This window comes from Paenibacillus sp. FSL W7-1279, from assembly GCF_037969845.1.
Classification (GTDB): domain Bacteria; phylum Bacillota; class Bacilli; order Paenibacillales; family Paenibacillaceae; genus Paenibacillus_AQ.
Map to the genome: position 1 here is coordinate 6,503,622 of NZ_CP150215.1, position 19,391 is coordinate 6,523,012.

The following is a 19,391-nucleotide window of genomic DNA, read 5'->3' on the forward strand; positions in this document are numbered from 1 at the left end:
ACGTGTTATTTCTTATCGTTGATTGATCTCTTTGTGCCGCCTTGCAAACGGACATTTCGATAGTGACTCCGTGTTATCTCGCAAAAAATATTGCTTCCATTCATAGTTATCCTCCGCCCCGTAGAGCTTTAAGTCAGGGTGCGGTGGTACGGGATCATATTGGGCCAATCGCTGACGAATCAATCCCTTGGTGTGTTCTGCTTGCCTTGTTCGGGCATTGAACTGCTTCAGAACCCAACGAGGCGTAAAAGCAAGCATCATGTAGGGAAAGTATCTGCTCTGGCGAAGTTCATGTGCCGGTGTAGCGCAATAAACAAAATAAGGCTCGCCTGCAAAACAAAATTCCCATAGATGATTCGTCGGTTCCTCCGGCAGATCCGCCGGCCAAGGTTCCGTATCATATTCGGTTGTTCGGCTTAAAAGCTGCCAGAACAAGCGCTCATAATACTGGACGCCTTCCAGGCTATCGCGGCCATGCTCCGTATAAATCATGACGACAAGTGAAGTATAGGGCCCAAAGTCCCTGGAGCCGAGCCCGAACTCGCGCAGCAGAGCAGCCAGCTGTTCCGCCGCAGCCTGTGATTCACCCTGATGAATAAAGCCGTATCTAAAATGATTCAGTGCATGTCCTTGCACAGCCGGAATACAGGGGAATTTGGCGTAACGGTCCGTCATTTTCTCGGTCAGCTTGGTTATCGCTTTCCGCTGCCATTCCTCATGCAATCCATGGACAGCATCCGTATGATCCAACCTCAATAAACCGCTCATTACCAGTCCTCCTCTACTACAGCATATAAGAGTGAGTAAAAATAGGTGACTGTCACGAGCGAAAAGCACATGAATTTCGAAAAGCGTTTCCCAAAAGCTTGAACTTTCTGATATCTTAAGTAGAGAAGAAATTAAAATGACCAGGCTTATGCCTTAATTACCATAGAGAGGATTCTTTCACATTATGTCTAAACCCCTGCTAACAGATAAGATTCAAACTGCCAAGCCCGCCAAAAAACCGAGGCCTTCCGCTCCACCTGTGCGCATCTTTGCGCTGGGGGGGCTTGGCGAGATCGGCAAGAACATGTACGGTGTGGAATTCAAAAATGAGATCATTATCATCGATGCCGGCCTGAAATTCCCGGATGCCGAAATGAGCGGCGTCGATTACATTATTCCGGACATTCGTTATTTACTTGATAACAAACATAAAGTAAAAGGTATGTTCCTGACCCATGGTCATGAAGATCATATTGGGGCTATTCCCTATGTGCTTCGTCAAATCCAGATGCCGATCTATGGCGGGGCCCTGACCATCGGCCTGGTTCGTGCGAAGCTGGAAGAGCATCGGCTGCTGGATCAGAGTGATCTACGAATCTTCCATGAAGACGAAACAATTGCATTCCGTCATCTTTCCGTTCATTTCTTCAGAACCACCCACAGCATTCCGGATGCCTTTGGGGTCGTAGTGGAAACACCGTACGGGCCGATCGTACATACCGGAGACTTTAAATTTGATTTTACGCCGGAGGACAAGCCCGCCAATCTGCATAAAATTCTGCATATCGGCGCACGGGGCGTCCTGGCCCTGATGGCTGACAGCACCAATAGCGAGCGGGACGGGTTTACCCCTTCGGAACGCACCGTCGGCGATTCCATCCTGCGTCTGTTCCGGGAATGTCCCGGACGGATCCTGTTTGCTACTTTTGCATCGAACGTTCATCGTTTGCAGCAGGTTGTTGAAGCTGCCATCCGGACAGGCCGCAAAATCGCCATCGTCGGCCGCAGCATGGAGAAGGTGTTTGTGATCGGTCAGGAGCTTGGTTATATTCGCGTACCGGACGGCATGATGATTGATGTAAAAGCCGTTAACCGTTATCGCGACGACCAGGTGCTGATTATTTGTACAGGCAGTCAGGGCGAACCTAATGCGGCGCTGACACGCATCGCTTCGGGTGCCCACCGTTCGATCCAGATTCATCCGGAGGACACCGTTATTTTCTCGTCTTCACCGATTCCTGGGAATACCCAGAACGTCAACCGCAGCATCGATCTCTTGATGCGGGCAGGAGCGGAGGTTAAATACGGCTCCATTCTCGATATCCACACTTCGGGTCACGGCTGCCGCGAAGATTTGAAGCTTATGATCAGCAGCTTGCGTCCCAAATATTTTGTACCGATCCATGGGGAATACCGGATGATGCTTAATCATCGTCACCTCGCCGTGCAGGTGGGGGTTCCCGACAGCAACGTTTACTTGATGAACATCGGGAATACACTGTCCCTATTCCGCAACTATGCGCGTAAAGGGCGGAACATCCCCTCCGGAGATGTCTATATCAACAATGGTGAGCTGCGTACCCATGAGAAGGAATTGCTCGAGGAACGAGTACAACTCGCTCACGATGGCGTTGTCATTGTCGCTATCACCATTAATCGCGAGACCCGCAAGCTGCTCTCCGGGCCGGAGCTGATTACCCGCGGATTTGTGTATATGCAGGACTCCAAGCCTCTTCTGCGCCGGGCTGAAGCGATGCTGCGCAAGCAGCTGAACAAAGCCGGTGAACAGCGTGAATACAACCGCGCTGCCTGGGAACAGATGACGAATAACACACTCAATCGTTATTTTAAAAGGGAACTGGGCCGGAGCCCGTACATTATGCCTTCCATTATGGAAGTATAAGTCTCATTGACTTTGAGCCTTAACTGTATCTCAAACATAAAAAGGGTGGATCCAAGGTAATTTGAACCTTTGGATCCACCCTTTTCTTCCGATATCAGAAAGCATACACTACGAAGCATGTCCTGCTTGATTCGCAAGAAAAACGCCATCTAAACGGGACTCTTTAGCCTTAGTCCGCAAGCTCCAGCCCTTTCGTTTCCTTGCCAAGTACCAGTACGCCGAGCGCACCGATCAGGATGGTCACAAAAAACATCACGAAAATGAATTCGATAGGGGTGCCATTTTGCTTCAGCACACCCACGAGCAGCGGCGCAATAACGCCGCCGATCCGTCCAAACGAAGTGGCAAGCCCTACCCCCGTTGAACGAACCTTCGTCGGATAGAGTTCCGGACTGTAGGCATATAAACCTCCCCATGCTCCCAGATTGAAGAATGACAAGGAAATGCCTGCTGCGAGCAGCGAACCTTCCGTGTTGGCGTAGCCAAACCAGATTGCGCTAAAGGCCGTTAGCACCAAATAGGTAACGAGCACGAATTTCCGCCCGAACTTTTCTATAAAATACGCGGCTGTAAAATAGCCCGGCAACTGGGCAAGCGTCATAATCAGCACATATTGAAAGCTCCTGACCAGACTGAACCCTTTATCGACCATGACGGTCGGAAGCCACAGGAACATGCCGTAATATGAAAATACGACCGTAAACCACAGCACCCAGAGCATAATGCTCGTACGCCGGTGTTCCACCGACCAGACCGAAGCCACTCGCTGCCCGAAGGTCAGCTTACGGGTAACCTTGGCTTTCTGCTCGATATACCTTGGCGAATCCTCGATGGCACGCCGTAGATAGAGCGCATAAAAAGCAGGCAGAGCTCCAATAACAAAGGCTGTCCGCCAGCCGTAATCCGGGATGACGAAGTAAGCAATGAGTGCGGATAGTATCCAGCCTGCCGCCCAGAAGCTTTCCAGCAGCACAACCGCTCTTCCCCGTTCATGAACCGGCATGCTTTCCGATACCAGCGTGGATGCAACCGGAAGCTCTCCTCCGAGTCCGAAGCCGGCAATAAAGCGCATCAGACACAGCATGATAAAACCGGTAGCCAACGCGGATAGACCACTCGCTATCGAGAATATGAGCAGCGTCCACAGCAGAACATTTTTCCGTCCATATTTATCGGCAAGGAATCCTGCCATAGCTGCGCCGAATACCATTCCGATCGATGTGGTGCTTGTCAGAATACCTACCTGCTGTGAGCTCAACGACCATTCCGCTGCCAGTGCCGCAACAACAAACGAAATCATGCCGACATCCATCGCATCGAACATCCAGCTGGCACCCGCACTGAACAGCAGCTTGCGCCGCTTCGGTTCTTTTAACAATTGCATATTGCCCATATTAGCCGCCCCCTCTCCTATATCTTTCTATAATGTAGAGCGAACCATACGTCTGGTCAAGCTAGATTATGCTGAGCGGCAGGATAACCTTTATGGTCGTTCCCTCCTGAAGCTTGCTGGACACGTGAACCTGCCCCTTGTGGTCCTCGATCATTTTTTTGCTGATCATGAATCCCAGGCCATTCCCTTTCTCCTTCGTCGTGAAGAACGGTTCCCCTAGACGGGAGAGGATCGCTTCCGGAATCCCGCAGCCATTATCCATGAAGTAGATGGCCACGGTGTGGTCATCGCCTCTCTCCAGCCGAATGGTCAATTCCCCGCCACCCGGCATGGATTCCACCGCGTTTTTGATAAAATTGATGAACACCTGCTTCAGATGATTCACATCACCCTCCACATTGGCCTCTCGCTCTCCGAAATCCGTTATAATCTCGACGTTATGTATGATGGCCTGCGTATTTAGTAGCGTAATCACTTGGTCCAGGAGCTGCCGGATATCGGCACGCTCGAATTTCACGCTTTGCGGTTTCGCCAAAAACAGAAGCTCACTGACGATCAGCTCGATCCGTTCGATCTCCGAGGAGATAATATCGAAATATTCATCCTTCCGGCCAGCGCCGGAGCGAATGAGCTGCACGAACCCTTTAATGGAAGTCATAGGGTTACGAATTTCATGGGCGATCCCTGCCGCAAGTTGACCGGCCATGGACAGCTTATCGGACTGGATCAGCCGCTCCTCTTCTTGATGGGCCGCCTTTTTCATGTCGGTAATATCCGTAAAATGCGCCACATAGCCGAGTGTAGTTCCTTCCCTGCTGCGAGCTGTGCTTAGCATACAAGATACCCACCTGATATCGCCTTGTTTATGTATCAGTCTCTTCTCCAATTGCAAAGAAGCGGTCTTACCCGACTTTAGCTTCTCCATTCTATCTTTGTCCTTATTCACATCCTCCGGATAAATCCAATTGTAATAGGGATGATGCAGACACTCTTCCGCCTCATACCCCAGCATGACGCAGGCAGCGGGATTAATTTTGAAAATGCTCCCCTCTGAATCGATGAATACCGTTCCAATCGGCGCTACTTCAATCGCTTGGACCATAAAATCATAGCTGAGACTTTCACTATTCATCATCGTTTGGAGATCCTCCTGTCTTTCATTGTTCCATCGTTTTACCTATTTCGAGATATCGGATTGCTTCTCCTTTCCTATCGCCTATTGAAAAATATAAATAAAGCAAACCAAAGGATAATTTGGACATGAAGCGAATATATTGTTATGAGGTTTCTAATTTTTGGTGGCAATCCCAGCGCTATTCTAGTGAAATTGAGAGAAAATGGTTTTTTTTGACTTGAACGCTATGGCTTTTTCGTTTATTGTGAAAGAAAGCAAGTCATTTACAATTGCTAGTCGTTAGGACCGTTAACAAAGGAGTTTGCGAGTATGTACACGGAACAAGATATTTGGATTGTGCTTACAGGCACGGGCACCTGGTTCAGCAGAATGATCCAATATTTCACGAAGGCCCCACTCAACCATGCATCCATCGCGTTTGATTCCGAATTACGCGAAGTGTACAGCTTTGGGCGAAAGAAGGCGAACAATCCGTTTGACGGCGGTTTAGTTCGCGAAAATCTGCGCGACCCCTTCTTCTACACTTCGGAATGCGCGGTTTATCACTTCCGCGTTAGTAAGGAAGACTATCAACGCATGCACAACCTTGTCAAAGAGATGATGCGTGATCAGGACCGCTACAAATATAATCTGCTAGGGCTGCTGGGTATATTGTTTCGGATTCATATTGATCGTGACGATGCTTTCTTCTGCTCCCACTTTGTTGCTACGGTGCTGGAGCAAGCAGGCCTGCGGCCTGTAAACAAGCCTTGTCATCTCGTAACGCCGGAGGATTTCTCCCATTCACCGCAGTTGAATGAAGTCTACCGTGGACCTCTCCACGGGTATCTTGCTCAAGACATGACATCCCCGCTATCCCCATCACCGACGTTTACTCCTGTGACAACGAAAGGCCGAGGCAAGTTCTTCAGATTCGGAAAAACGGGTTAATACCGAAATATTTAGCTATTATATAAATATGTTTCTCTGATACCTTGGAAAAAAGCAGCCGGGCTCTCACCCGGCTGCTTTTTTATATGATTCTCGCGGGAGGGTAGCCCCCACGTCAATGTTCAGCGTTAAGCCGATGGAGTCTGGTCCGACGTTTGCTCCAGTACCGTCTTTTCGACCACAACAGAACTAGGTTCACCAGCAGTTTCAGCGAGCTTTTCCTGCTCCATCTTCTTGCGCTTGCGTTTGCGGTTAAAGTACACACCGATCAACAGAAGCGGAACGGCAATAAGCGCAATATATAACGATACGTCCTTAACCATGCCTTCAGCGGCGTTACCGTACAGGTAAAACAAGGTACCTACAACGTAAAACTTGGTGGCTCTGCCTAAAGCGGCATAAGCCAGAAGTCTCCACAACGGGAAGTTCAAGCACCCCGATAGAATCGTGAACACCTTAAAGGGTACCGGCGTGAAGGAACCAATCAATATCGCGGCCTCGCCGTTTTTCTGAAACATGTTCGTTGCAGCGTCAATCCACTCTTTTTTCAAGATCTTGTATAGTACCGACTTCCCAAGCAGCTTTCCGATTAAATAACCCAGCGGCGTCCCCAGCAAGCACCCGATAAAACCGTACGTTGCGAGCCATAGCGCATCCTGCGGATGCATGATGCTAAGCGAAACCTGCAGAAAAAAAGCGGGAACCGGAAAAATTACAGCATCAGCAAACGAATGAATAAACAATCCCCATGGACCAAAATTTTTCAAAAATTCCAAAATGTCCTGAAACATGTCTCAACCCCTAAACATTTTCTTCCTTCTTCTATCAGACCCTTTATAAATTATAGCACATAATTATACTGGAAAGGACCTAAGCGGCTCTATCCCTGTGTAAAAACCGCGTAAAACGAAGCATGCCTTAGCTCCTATACACTATATGCAGCGAGTTCAACTAACAACAAAAAAACCTTTCTTCTTGGAAGAAAGGTTTTCGTTCACTCCCTGCAAGCCGAATTCGATGCATGAATAAGCTTGCAAAAAAGTGCATTTGGTTTAATTTGCAGATAAACTGCGGTGCGCGGAATGTCTTGTCGGACCTACGAATTCATTCAGCGGGAAGCCATTGGAGATGGCTTGGGTAATGAATGCCTTCGCTTGCTGTACCGACTCGCGGACGGTCAAGCCTTTGGCAAGATTAGCTGTAATGGAAGCGGATGACGTGCAGCCCGCACCATGGGTGTACTTCGTTACAATGGTGTCGGCCTCGAACCATTCAAAGCTGTTTCCGTCATAGAGCAGGTCCATCGCTTTGCCTTCGCGGATCTTGCCTCTGTCTTTAATCAGCACATTCTTCGCGCCGCGCTCGTGAATGATGGCCGCCGCCTCCTGCATTTGATCCAGGGTCGTGATCGGGCCGGACTTCGCCAGCTGGGACGCCTCGAACAGGTTTGGCGTTACCAGATCGGCGCGCGGGAGAAGGAACTCCAGCATCGCTTCCGTATTTTCCGGCTGCAGCACTTCATCCGTGCCTTTGCAGACCATCACCGGATCGATGACGATCCGCTCCAAATTATAGCGGTCGATATACTGGGACACGAGCTCGATGATCTCTACGGATCCGAGCATGCCGGTCTTCATGGCGTCGATGCCAATGCCCTCAAGCACGGTTTTCAACTGGGTTTCTACAATATCAAGCGCCACCGGGAAAACTTGATGATCCCATGTCTTTGGTTCCATGCAGACAATCGTGGTCAGTGCGGTCATACCGTATACGTCAAATTCCTGAAACGTCTTCAGATCAGCCTGGATGCCAGCGCCCCCGCTCGTGTCCGAGCCGGCTACGGTTAGTGCTTTTCGTATCGTCATGTTCCATGTTCCCTTCGCTTGTAAAATGATTACTCTATTATAAGAAAAACTCAGAGTGGCGTCTATTCATTGATCGTGTATTCGCAGATGTCAAATCGTAGTCTATTCAAAAATCTGCATGATAACGCATCACTCCGCATGTGGATTATTCTTCCGATCGCTGTTGCCCCCAGATTTCCTGGGAATCACGATAATCTATCGTTGAAATCCGGGGACAAAGGCGAACGCTTCGCTTCTACAGAACAATTCCGCCTGCTCCGTTGGAGTTTTTCTTGCAAACCCTTAAAGAGACAAATTCAATTAGGCGTTGATTCGCTGATGCCGAAATCTGCATGATAACGCATCACTACGCATGCGGTTTGTTCTTCCGATCGCTGTTGCCCCCAGATTTCCCTTGAATCACGATATATATCGTTGAAATCCGGGGGCAGCTTATGCTTTCGATGCCAGCTTTCCTCAGGAAAGCTTTCAGGCGAACGCTGCGCTTCTCCAGAACAATTCCGCCTGCTCCGTTGGAGCATTTCTTTTAAGCCATGAGCTTTATAGCTTGTACCGTCCGACGGCTCCAATAGGAGCAACGCCCCTACGGAGTCGCATCTTATTGTTCTGTCAAGATCACCGGGCCATCCTTGGTAATGGCAAGCGTATGCTCATACTGCGCGGACCATTTGCCGTCCACCGTTCTTGCGGTCCATCCGTCCGAATCGATCTTGCATTGATACGTGCCAAGATTCAGCATCGGTTCAATGGTAATGACCATGCCTTCTTTAAGACGCGTCCCGCGGTGGGGCGGGCCGTAATGCGGCACTTGGGGCTCCTCATGCATATTTTCGCCGATGGCATGCCCTACGAAGTGGCGGACGACCGATAAATTTTGGGATTCCGCATAGGTTTGAATTGCGTGGGAGATGTCTCCGATTCGATTGCCGATCACCGCTTGCTCAATGCCAAGATACAGGGATTTCTTCGTTACGTCCAGCAAATGCTGCGCTTCCTCGGACACGTTTCCGACCGGATAAGACCACGCGGAATCAGCGAGCCAGCCATCATACTTCACCACCATATCAATGGTAACGATATCCCCGTCCTTCAATGGCTCCTTGCTCGGAAAACCATGGCAAATCACATCATTAACCGACGCGCAAGTGGCATATGGATATCCGTGATACCCCTTCTGCTCCGGTGTAGCGCCGTGCTCTGCCAGAAACCGCTCGACAAATTGATCAATCTCCAATGTCGTCACGCCCGGTTTAATCATCTTGGCAATCTGCCGGTGGCATTCGGCGAGAATGTCCCCTGCCTTATTCATCTTGGCGATTTGTTCTGGTGTTTTAAGGATTATCAATCCTGCTCACTCCTTCTCATATGGCTGTTATCTCCTATTCAAATCAAAAAGCCTTAGCTGACCGAAGATTCTGAAGGACAGGCATCTGCCTCTCCCCACTCCCCGGCCAATAAGGCTGATTCACAATCACAAGGTGTATCTGCTTTCTTCTGGTCTGTATCCAAAAAAAGAAAAGCGAAAAGCGCCCTACCTCATCTTATTCTACTCCTAAGCCAAAGGAACCTCAATCATTTCCATTAGGAATGTCTGCCTTTCGGTTTTACACGCGGGCAGGCGCGGAAATGGAGGCGTATGCTTGTTGCATCCTCGGAGGCAGCTTCAACTCGGCTGTAACCCAGAAAGTCATATGACTCTCAATGACCATGAACAGAATCAGGGCACGCAGCATTTTATCTAACTTCGAACTTCATTTATCCAATGACAATCGTTTCTCCTCAAATCATAGATATAATGTAAGGTTGCGCAGAAACGATAATTTTACACGCGAGATCACAATTCCTTTCTTTTTTCCTATGTTCATTATATCAAACGGGCCGTTTCTGTAGCTTTCCACTTGTTTCCGGCAGCGTCAGCGTAGGGCAACGGCAGCCAAAACCACATCAACTGCAAATGTAATATTGCAAGCTCTACCTTTAATACGAATCCAAAGGCAGAAGGAAACAAAAAAAAACCTTTACCCCGTTTATCGGCGATAAAGGTTCTATCTTATCAGAAATAGCCGAAAGACATGTTCGTGCGACGAAATGACGACTGTGCTGCATCTGCTGCTCCCCCTCACTTGAATTACAAGAGTTCCAGCATAGCTGTTTAGCTGCGCCAATAGACTCGCAGAAATTTTTACATTCCCTATATATTTCTCTTATTCTTCCTCCAAAAATAGAGCCATCCCCCCGCTGCCAGCAGCACTGCTGCCGCTATCCACAAGACGGGCTTCAGTAAGAATGAAGATTGACCTGCACCCTGACCTGCACCTGGAGGGCCACCCTCAGCGAGTTGATCGGGCCCTGATTCACTCTGAGCAGATGTATCTTCTGGAGGATATCCATCTCCAAGCTCAGTTAGCTCTTGGCCTGCGGTGGAGAGGAGCTTCGTGCCATCGCACATCCCTGTTCTCAGCTGACCCGATTCGGCAGACGCGAACACCAGGAATTCGCTTCCTACGGCAAACTGATCATAACCGCAGCTGGCTGATGACACCGCCGTTGTAAGCTGCGTCATTCCAGCTAATTCGCCCTTCCATACTTCCGTTACCTCTAACGTAACATGAACCGGATCTGCGGATGACATCACCAGCTTCGCCTTCGGGCCAACCAGCTTGGTCACTTTGCCTGCAAATACCGCTGCACTCCGTTCCAAGCCCTCCTCAACCGTAGGCGGCCCCGCACAGGAGCAAGCAAATACGTTGGCTGGTTTGACCGTGTACAGGCTCATGAGCAGAAACAAGCAGCTTAGTATGATAGCCATGGATTTTCTCATCAATGAATCACCTCAACCCTTAGACGGCCCCCTCCCCCAAAATGTTCCAGCTGGCTACCATAAATACACCCAATCTGCGATCTACCTCCGCAGATCACGGTGAGTGGCGGCGCTGGACGGCAAGATCTAAAGGGGAGAGGGCATCCAGCAAAGGGCTCCATCGTCATTGGCTATTTACTGGCAATGATCAAATAATGACGCTCCGTAGGATACTCGATGCCTTGCACATGCAGCCCTGCTTGCTCCAACAAAGCCTTCATCACATATGGATCAACCCGGTTCGGACGGGGAACCCGCTTCTCGGCTGGGTCCTCCTGCCACTCCAGACACAAGCATCGTCCTCCTGGCCGCAGCACCCTTGCCATCTGGCGGATGGATTGCTCCAGCTGATCGGTGATATGAAGGATCAGGGAGGCAATGACTCGATCCACAGCTTCATGCTCGAAAGGAAGGTTTTCCAGCATCCCTTCCATCACCTTAATATTCGTAAGTCCCTGTTCCAGTGCACGCCCCCGCATCATGTCCAGCATGGCTGGCTCGGTATCCAGCGCGTAAACCGTCCCTGTCGTTAACGAGGCTGCCGGTATGGAAAAATAACCGGTACCTGCCCCGATGTCAAGGACATCCACCTCGCCGCTCACTTGGAGCTTCTCCAGCAGCGAAGATGCCGGTAACTCCTTCTTCCTTTCCGGACTTTCCAATCGGTCTATGAGTGACGGATCAAAGCTCTCTTTCATGGTATCGCTCTCCTCCTCGCATGATTGCATGTTGCTCATATGTACGTTTATGAACCCTGTGAGGGGAAATATCCCCCTGTCGATCTACCATACCGTTGATAGGAAACGATGTAAACCGGTTTGTCGCCTTACACGGTATTGATACAATTTTAAAGTGGTTTCGGAATCAATATACACAATTAATGATCGTAACCCGTAATAAACACACTCAGATATGAACGACGAAATAAAAAAAGGCAATGCCCACGATCATCATGACCATGAGATTGCCCAGGTTTGGACAAATGTTTATGCCTCCTCCGCTATGGCAGTGCCAGCTTCCCCATAACGGTCGGTCTGTTCGCTCCGGTAGCTGCCGGCAAATTGTTAGGAACGCCTAGCATGAAGTCATTGCCCAGCAGCGCAAAAATCACGGCTTCCTTGGCATCGTCATCGAAGCCCAGCGCCTTGGAGGTCAGGACCTTCTGCTCCGGCAGCAGTTCCCCTATCATCGAAAGCAGCGTCTTGTTATGGGCCCCTCCGCCGGTTACGATCACTTCATCGATTGTGTGTCGTGGAAACACGTATTTCACATAGCTATCCGCAATGGAATATGCCGTAAACGCCGTGGCCGTGGCCATCGTATCCTCATCCGAGAGGTTCCTGAGCCTGGCTTGCTCCAGAAACGAAACCGCATAGTTGTGACCGAACCGTTCCCTGCCCGTTGATTTCGGCGGCTCTGCATGAAAATAGGGATGCGTCATCATCTCCTTTAACAAAGCCTGATCCGGGTTGCCTCGGGCAGCCCATTGTCCGCTGTCGTCATACGAAAGCTGCCCTCCGGACAGCATATGAGCTACGGCATCCATGATCATATTGCCGGGTCCGGTATCAAAGGCCAGCACATCCGAAGGATCCGCCCCTGCGGGCAGCGCCGTGCAATTACCGATCCCGCCGATGTTCTGCAGCAGTCTTCCCCGCTCCGGGTGCCGGAACAGGATCAAATCTCCGTAAGGCGCAAACGGGGCCCCTTGCCCCCCAACCGCCATATCCGCCGGCCGGAAGTCTCCTGCCGTAAGTTTGCCGGTATGCTTGGCGATAACGGAAATATCGCCGATCTGCAGAGTGGAAGCGACAGCATAAGGATCCCCTTCTTCGGGTATAGGCTGATGCCAAATCGTCTGTCCATGAGAGCTTACCAAATCCACCTCATCGATTCGCATGCCGGCATCGGCAACCGCTTCCAGGACTGTCGCTCCAAACTGATACCCCAAGTATGCATTCATACTGCAAACAGCAGCGCTGTTGGAACACTCCTCACTGCACAAATCGCGCAGCCGCTGACGGAGTTCCGGTTCGTAAGGCTTGTTATAGTAATGCAGCAGCTCAACCGATGCTTCGAAACCGCTGCCGTGTATGCGGACGATGGCCGCATCGATGCCGTCAAGCGAAGTGCCCGACATCAAGCCGACCACAACGGTAGGCCTTCCATCCTTCCATGGCGAGAACAGCATGTTTTACGCCTCCCCGTACAGCAGATAAGGAGCCCGCATCGTTCTCCACTGCTCCGCATCCTTGCCCCACTCGGCAATCATGCGCTGAAGTCCAGCTTCTTCGTGGATATGCCGTCGAACTTCCTCGCTGCCCGTCAGCAAATCAATAAAGTACCGATTACGTCCTTCCGGTGGGCTAAGCCACTGGAACTGATCCGGGTACATCCGGCTGACCAGGTGCAGCAGCACAAGTCCTGTGCGCACAGCCTCCACTTCTGCCGGATGAGTGACAAAGAGCATCACCCCGCCGCAGCCTTCGCCCTGATGCTTCGAGAAGGTAGGCGTCATGTACATGGAATGGGCATGAACGCCTGTCAGTCCGTACGCGTTGAACGCCTTCGCCAGCTCTTCGCCATTGACCCATGGAGCGCCGATCCATTCAAACGGCCGGGTCGTCCCCCTGCCTTCCGAAAGATTGGTCCCTTCGAAGAAGCAGGTCCCGCTGTACAGTCGTACCGTATCCATCGTGGGGATGTTCGGCGACGGCAGTACCCACGGCAGGCCCGTGTCGGTATATTCCATACCGCGCGTCCAGCCTTCGAGCCCAATAACATCCAGATCGCAGCCTGTTCCCCGCATGTCATTGGCCATGCACGCGAATTCGCCGATGGTCATCCCGGTGCTAATCGGAATCTGCCATCCGCCCACCATGGATTCATATCCCTGCTTAAGGAAACCTCCTTCAACTCGCTTGCCGCCCAGCGGATTCGGCCGATCCAGGACAAGCAGGCTCTTCCCATGCTCGGCGCAGGCCTCCATGACGTACAGCAGCGTTGTCATATACGTATAAAAACGCACCCCAAGGTCTTGTATATCGAAGATGACCGTATCCACGTCCTTCAGCATGTCGGCGTCCGGTTTACGCCGTGAGCCATACAGGCTGTACACCGGCACGCCGAATACCGGGTCCACTTCATCATCGACGTGCTTGCCTGCCTGCAGCTGGCCGCGCAGCCCATGCTCGCAAGCGAATAAAGCCGTCAATTCCGATTCGGGCAAACCTGCAATCACCTCGATAGATGAACGAAAATCCGACGTGAGCCCCGTCGGATTCGTAATGACGCCAAGGCGACGACCCGTGATTTTCTCATGCTTGATGTCCGGCAGCACATCAATTCCGCTTCGTACGTTACCTCTTGTCATATGCTTACACCTCCTGCTTTCGAGGCTACGACACCGTCCTCCGCCGGTTTGGCCTCTTCCGGATTCAGTACATTATACGTAACCTTATGCTGGTATATGGCCCACATGCCGTTAAACAAAAATCCGAAGCCAACGACCGTAACCATCAGAGGAATCGCAACGCAGAAGGCTTGAAAGCAAGCGCCCAGCGTATATGCCGGAAACTTCAGGAACAGCTTCACGCTGTGGGCCATGGCCTTGAAGATGCCCATCCCTTCCTGAATGACAAGCTGAAAGGTGTAGAATTGGGAGATGAGCGCCATGACAACAAAATAGGTCTGGAACACGCCAATCGCAAGATAGCCGATTCCCTCTTTGCCCCCGTAGTACCACCAGGTGGACCACAAGATGAGCACCATCACCACGAAGAAGAAACCCATGACTACCGCAGGTCCAAATCCCTTAAGCGCACCTTGAAACACATCCTTGAGTCTCGACTTGCCCTGTTCCGTTCTGCGGTGATATGCATAACAAACCCCGTAAAACAACGGCATGTACAGAACCGGCAGCAGCACCAGCGCCGTCCATAGCGGAACGAACATAACCACCGTAACGAGCACCAGCGAGGTAATCATGCTGTATAAGGCCACCGCCGTAATCTCACGGTAAATCTCAACCCCGGTCTTCTTCAACACATCATTCAGCTTGCGCATAGCTTTCCTCTCCTCTTCGTGGTTGTTTACCAATCGATACGCTGCTCCGTCTCAGGATCGAAGAAATGCACTTTATCGAAATTGAAAATGAAGGTTTTGTCCATGCCCGGATACCCCGTCGTTTCCGGGTGAACCTTCGCCGTAACCGTCCGGTTCCCTACGCGGAAGTACACCAGATTCTCCGAACCCAAATGTTCGACGACCTGGACCTTCGTGGAGTACTTGTAATCCAGATTGGTTGTGCCCGGCATATCCTCACCCGTAATATGCTCAGGGCGGATCCCCAGGATAAGGTGCCCGTTATCGTATTTGCTCAGCGCACCCGCCATCGAATCCGGGATGGCAAATGTGCCGCCTTCCATACGGAGCACGTTCCCTTCCTTCTGCACATCGATGAAGTTCATCGGCGGGGAGCCGATAAAGCCAGCTACGAACATGTTTTGCGGATTCGCATACAGCTCGGTAGGAGATGCGATCTGCTGGATAATTCCGTTGTTCATCACGACGATCCGCTCACCGAGCGTCATCGCTTCAACCTGATCATGCGTGACGTATACAATGGTGGCTTCCAGGCGCTTGTGCAGCTCGGACAGTTCCACCCGCATCTGCACGCGAAGCTTCGCATCCAGGTTCGACAGCGGCTCGTCAAACAGGAACACCTGCGGATCGCGCACGATGGCCCGCCCTACCGCAACGCGCTGACGCTGTCCGCCGGACAGCTCGCGCGGCTTTCGATCAATCATCGACTCCAGGCCGAGAATGGCGGCTGCCTGCGATACCTTTTGCTCAATATAAGCCTTTGGCTTCTTCAGGTTTTTTAAGCCGAAGGAGAGATTCTCGCGAATGGTCATATGGGGATACAGCGCATAGTCCTGAAACACCATCGCGATATCACGATCTTTCGGGTGAAGATTGTTTACCACTCTGTCGCCGATGATGATATCCCCGGACGTTTGGCGCTCCAGCCCGGCAATCATGCGCAGGGAAGTGGTTTTGCCGCAGCCGGAAGGACCGACGAAAACAACGAACTCTTTATCATGGATCACAAAGTCCGACCCCGCTACAGCGGTAAACGTCCCTTTGTTGTCGTCTACAAATTCTTTTCGTATATTACGGAATTCTACGCGTGCCATAACTTTGCCTCCTTCTAGCCTTTAACGGCTCCAATGGTGATGCCTTGCAGGAAATAGCGCTGAAGCGAGAAGAACAGGATCATCATCGGCAGTGCCGCGACGGTTGCTCCAGCCATAAGTGCGCCGAAATCGGTCGTGTCCGCATAGACGAAGGAAGCAAGACCGACCTGAATCGTCCTCATCTCCGTCGAGTTAGTCACGAGGAAGGGCCAGAAGAAATCATTCCAGGATGCAACAAACGTGAAAATCGCCAGCACGGCGAGACCCGGTTTCGCCATCGGAAGAATAACCTTCCAGAAGATGCCGAATTCGCCGCAAGCGTCGATACGCGCTGCATGAATCAGAGAGGTAGGCAGTGATGACATGTACTGCTTCATCAAGAAGATGTTGCCCACGCTTACAATGCCGGGAAGAAGAATAGCCGTATATGTATTCCCGAGATCAAACACGTCAATCATCAAAATATAGAGCGGAATCAGCGTCACCTGCGCCGGGATCATCATCGTACTGAGCAAAATCCAGAATACCGCTTTGTTCCCCGGAAACTTCAGCTTCGCAAAAGCATAACCTGCGAGCGAAGCCAAGAATACGTTGGTCACCGTCAGGATGGATGAGATCAATAAGGAGTTAAAGAGCCACCTCATGACGTCGGTTTTGCCAAAAAAACGCTCGTACGGGGCTATGGAGAATACCTCCGGTATCATTTTCGGGATAAACGATGCCGCTGACTTGGTGTCCTGCACAGAACCGATCAGCATCCAGTACATCGGAATGATCGTCAGAACGCTCCATACCACCAGGATGACCGAAGCCACAATCAGCATGATCACTTTTGATCTTGATTTCATAGGTGCACCCCCTTTTAGCTTCAGAAATAAACGTTAGTACTCCACGTCGGACGAGAAGTACTTGAACTGAATGATGGAAATGACAATAATCAATGCAGCGAGTACAAAAGATTGCGCTGCCGCGAGTCCAAACTCGTAGAAGTTGAACGCCGTGCTGTAAATCAGATAGGCGATCGTTGTCGTCGCGAAGTTCGGTCCGCCCTGGGTCATCAGGTACACCGAGATAAACACCTGGAAGGATGTTATGACGCCCGTCACCAGCAGGTATAATGTGGTTGGTTTCATCAGCGGCCACGTAATGCGCCAGAATTTGGACCAGCCGCTGGCATGGTCGATGTCCGCGGCTTCATAGAGCGATTTGGGAATCCCGCCCATGGCGGCCAGATAGAGAATAATACCTGCACCATGCGAACCGAGCCAGTTCATCAAAATGAGCGAGAAGAGCGCGGTGTTCGATTTACCGAGCCATATGACCGGGTCCAATCCGAACAAACCGATAAAACGATTCAACAGCCCGGCATGCGTCGGGTCGTAAATCGCGAGCCACACGACCGAAATGGTGACGCCGGAAGCAACGGCCGGCAGGTACATTGTAGCCTTGAAGAACGTTTGCCATTTGTTCTTCATCTGAAAAATAAAAAAGGATAACGCATACGTAATGACAATGTTGACCGGAACCGTGCCGATCGTGAATATGACTGTATTCTTCATGGATTTCCAGAACACTTCATCCTGTACCATCCGTGTGTAGTTATCCGTTCCAATCCATTCGGAGCCCATTACGCTGTATTCCTGGAAGCTCATCAGAAAAGCCGAGGCGACAGGGTAAAGCGTAAATATCAAGAACAACAAGACTGGGGCCAGAATGAATAAATACGCCCATCCATATTCGCGTAGGTACCCCTTCATGGGGGGACGTGATGGCCGGGCTTGCGCCGGGGCAGTCTGCATTTGATTTCCTCCTTTGCGCACAGGTGAAGTATTTTCATGAAGCCCTTATAGAGCCTTTAGTGATTGGTTTAAAAAGGGAGTGCCCCAATCGTTCCTGCTAAGGACAACGGGACACCCCCTTATAACTTCAATTACTGTCCTAAAATTTGTTTGCCTTTGTCCTTGAAGTCTTGTGCGATCTGCTCCGGCGTCTTCTCACCCGAGAACAGCGCTTGGATATTCGGCTTCACCACTTGCTCCTTGAACTTCTTCTGATTACCTGAAGCTTCTGCATCGAGATTCAGAGTCACCGGAATTTCCTTGAAGTTAGCGAAAATTTCCGCTGCCTTAATTGTGGATTCCGTACCGAGTCCTTTACCTTCATAAAACTCCGCCTGGGATTTACGTACGAAAGGCAATACCAATTCGTTGGCGGAATTACCGGCTTTCGCCCCGCTCAATCCTTCCATGATCAGGAATGTGTTCTTTGCATGCTCTTCGCCTTTATCCTTCTTCTGCTTGAACGCTACGTAACCTTCACCAAACATGGATGTCTTCCGCTCAGCCCCGTCATTATGCGGAACCGGCAGCAGAACGAAGTCGATTTTCGCGCCTTGGACCGTACCGCTGTCGATATCCTTCGCACGGTTCTGCAGCATCACGTCATAGTAAGGGATCGCCTTGGACACGATCGCGGCTTCCTCGGCGTAGAACAGGTCCATCCGTTTTGCCGGCGTAATCGCGGCAGTCTCGGCAGGCAGATGACCGGCTTTCATCAGATCCGACACGAAGGTCATCGTATCCAGAATCCGTTCGTCGTTCCATTGGAACTCGCCTTTATCGTTCAATACGTCCGGCATGCCGTTGCTGCGCGTCAGCATTTCCATGAAGTCCAGCGAAGTGCCGTCCGTTACGAGCGCATATTGCGTATTGCCATTAGGAAGCTTCTTGGTCAACTTCTCGGCAGCTGCCTTGAACTCGGTCCAGGTCCAGCCGTTCTCTTGAATGGCCTTCCAGTCGATTCCCGCTTCTTCGAGGATCTTCTTGTTGCCGCCCCAAGCCCAAAGGGATTGGTACAGCGGAAGCCCATACTGCTTGCCCTGGATTTGACCCAGCTCAAGCGTTCCCGGCAGGTAGTCGTTTTTGATCTCGTCCGTAATATAAGGGGTCAGTTCCAGTGCCAGGCCTGTATCTACATAAGCGCCATCCACCGCGTGGAAGTAAAGATCAGGCGGGTTACCGGCATTCAGGGCCACGTCGAACTTCTTCGGACCTTCAGCCCAGGAGAGCACTTCGGTTTGGACCGTAATATGCGGATATTTTTCTTTCAGATCCGCTACATGCTCTTTCAACTCATCTTCGTATTTACCATGTACCGGATAAGTCCAGACGACAACCGTATCCTGCTTCGGTGCGGCTTCACCATTCCCTTCCGAAGTGGTTCCTGTTCCGCCTTCCGGAGTCTTCGCCCCGCCGGAACCGCCGCAAGCTGCGGTAAACACGAGCATTAAAGAAGCCAACAATGTAAGCCAACCTTTTTTCTTCATGTACTACTCCCCTT

The 19,391-nt window shown here is 50.9% G+C and carries 17 protein-coding genes; 2 read left to right on the forward strand and 15 right to left on the reverse strand.

Annotation, left to right across the window (positions count from 1 at the left end; genetic code table 11):
- Positions 1-12: 12 nt before the first annotated feature.
- A complete protein-coding gene (locus MKY82_RS29580) occupies positions 13-768 on the reverse strand; it encodes a YqcI/YcgG family protein (protein WP_339294930.1) in 756 nt (251 codons plus the stop codon).
- Positions 769-952: 184 nt separating this feature from the next.
- Here MKY82_RS29580 and MKY82_RS29585 point away from each other — a divergent pair, with 184 nt between their 5' ends.
- Positions 953-2,671 carry a ribonuclease J gene (locus tag MKY82_RS29585; RefSeq protein WP_220683855.1) on the forward strand — a complete coding sequence of 573 codons (1,719 nt, stop codon included), beginning with the start codon at positions 953-955 and terminating at the stop codon, positions 2,669-2,671.
- 169 nt (positions 2,672-2,840) lie between these two features.
- Here the strand turns inward: MKY82_RS29585 and MKY82_RS29590 are convergent, their stop codons facing one another.
- Positions 2,841-4,064: an MFS transporter gene (locus MKY82_RS29590; protein ID WP_194544638.1), complete on the reverse strand. Its 1,224-nt coding sequence runs from the start codon at positions 4,062-4,064 to the stop codon at positions 2,841-2,843.
- Positions 4,065-4,125: 61 nt separating this feature from the next.
- Positions 4,126-5,199: an ATP-binding protein gene (locus tag MKY82_RS29595; RefSeq protein ID WP_339294931.1), complete on the reverse strand. Its 1,074-nt coding sequence runs from the start codon at positions 5,197-5,199 to the stop codon at positions 4,126-4,128.
- Positions 5,200-5,508: 309 nt separating this feature from the next.
- On the opposite strand from MKY82_RS29595, the gene MKY82_RS29600 reads away from it, so the two are divergent.
- Positions 5,509-6,129: a hypothetical protein gene (locus MKY82_RS29600; protein ID WP_071219685.1), complete on the forward strand. Its 621-nt coding sequence runs from the start codon at positions 5,509-5,511 to the stop codon at positions 6,127-6,129.
- A 128-nt stretch (positions 6,130-6,257) separates the two neighbouring features.
- Here the strand turns inward: MKY82_RS29600 and MKY82_RS29605 are convergent, their stop codons facing one another.
- From MKY82_RS29605 to MKY82_RS29660, 12 genes are all read right to left on the reverse strand, one after another.
- On the reverse strand, positions 6,258-6,920 hold the full coding sequence (locus MKY82_RS29605; protein WP_194544640.1) for a VTT domain-containing protein: 663 nt from the start codon (positions 6,918-6,920) through the stop codon (positions 6,258-6,260).
- A 261-nt stretch (positions 6,921-7,181) separates the two neighbouring features.
- The gene (gene pdxK, locus MKY82_RS29610; RefSeq protein WP_076325345.1) at positions 7,182-7,994 is read right to left on the reverse strand and encodes a pyridoxine/pyridoxal/pyridoxamine kinase; all 813 of its coding nucleotides are present in this window, start codon (positions 7,992-7,994) and stop codon (positions 7,182-7,184) included.
- Positions 7,995-8,592: 598 nt separating this feature from the next.
- On the reverse strand, positions 8,593-9,339 hold the full coding sequence (map, locus tag MKY82_RS29615) for a type I methionyl aminopeptidase (protein WP_339294932.1): 747 nt from the start codon (positions 9,337-9,339) through the stop codon (positions 8,593-8,595).
- Positions 9,340-10,185: 846 nt separating this feature from the next.
- A complete protein-coding gene (locus MKY82_RS29620) occupies positions 10,186-10,815 on the reverse strand; it encodes a hypothetical protein (RefSeq protein WP_339294933.1) in 630 nt (209 codons plus the stop codon).
- A gap of 170 nt (positions 10,816-10,985) precedes the next feature.
- Positions 10,986-11,552, reverse strand: a complete 567-nt coding sequence (locus MKY82_RS29625) for a class I SAM-dependent methyltransferase (RefSeq protein ID WP_194544643.1) — start codon at positions 11,550-11,552, stop codon at positions 10,986-10,988.
- Between the two features lie 302 nt (positions 11,553-11,854).
- A complete protein-coding gene (locus tag MKY82_RS29630) occupies positions 11,855-13,045 on the reverse strand; it encodes an anhydro-N-acetylmuramic acid kinase (RefSeq protein WP_339294934.1) in 1,191 nt (396 codons plus the stop codon).
- Positions 13,046-13,048: 3 nt separating this feature from the next.
- Complete coding sequence (locus MKY82_RS29635) at positions 13,049-14,227, reverse strand: DUF1343 domain-containing protein (RefSeq protein ID WP_339294935.1); 1,179 nt, start codon at positions 14,225-14,227, stop codon at positions 13,049-13,051.
- Complete coding sequence (locus MKY82_RS29640; RefSeq protein ID WP_339294936.1) at positions 14,224-14,919, reverse strand: hypothetical protein; 696 nt, start codon at positions 14,917-14,919, stop codon at positions 14,224-14,226. The genes MKY82_RS29635 and MKY82_RS29640 overlap by 4 nt, the downstream gene beginning before the upstream one ends.
- Positions 14,920-14,945: 26 nt before the next feature.
- Positions 14,946-16,052: a sn-glycerol-3-phosphate ABC transporter ATP-binding protein UgpC gene (gene ugpC / locus MKY82_RS29645; protein ID WP_339219976.1), complete on the reverse strand. Its 1,107-nt coding sequence runs from the start codon at positions 16,050-16,052 to the stop codon at positions 14,946-14,948.
- Between the two features lie 14 nt (positions 16,053-16,066).
- Positions 16,067-16,900 (reverse strand): carbohydrate ABC transporter permease, encoded by an 834-nt coding sequence (locus MKY82_RS29650; protein WP_339294937.1) that lies wholly within the window; start codon positions 16,898-16,900, stop codon positions 16,067-16,069.
- Between the two features lie 33 nt (positions 16,901-16,933).
- The gene (locus MKY82_RS29655; RefSeq protein ID WP_071219698.1) at positions 16,934-17,851 is read right to left on the reverse strand and encodes a sugar ABC transporter permease; all 918 of its coding nucleotides are present in this window, start codon (positions 17,849-17,851) and stop codon (positions 16,934-16,936) included.
- Positions 17,852-17,982: 131 nt separating this feature from the next.
- Entirely contained in the window at positions 17,983-19,377 is a 1,395-nt protein-coding gene (locus tag MKY82_RS29660; RefSeq protein WP_100541423.1) for an extracellular solute-binding protein, read from the reverse strand.
- Positions 19,378-19,391: the final 14 nt, after the last annotated feature.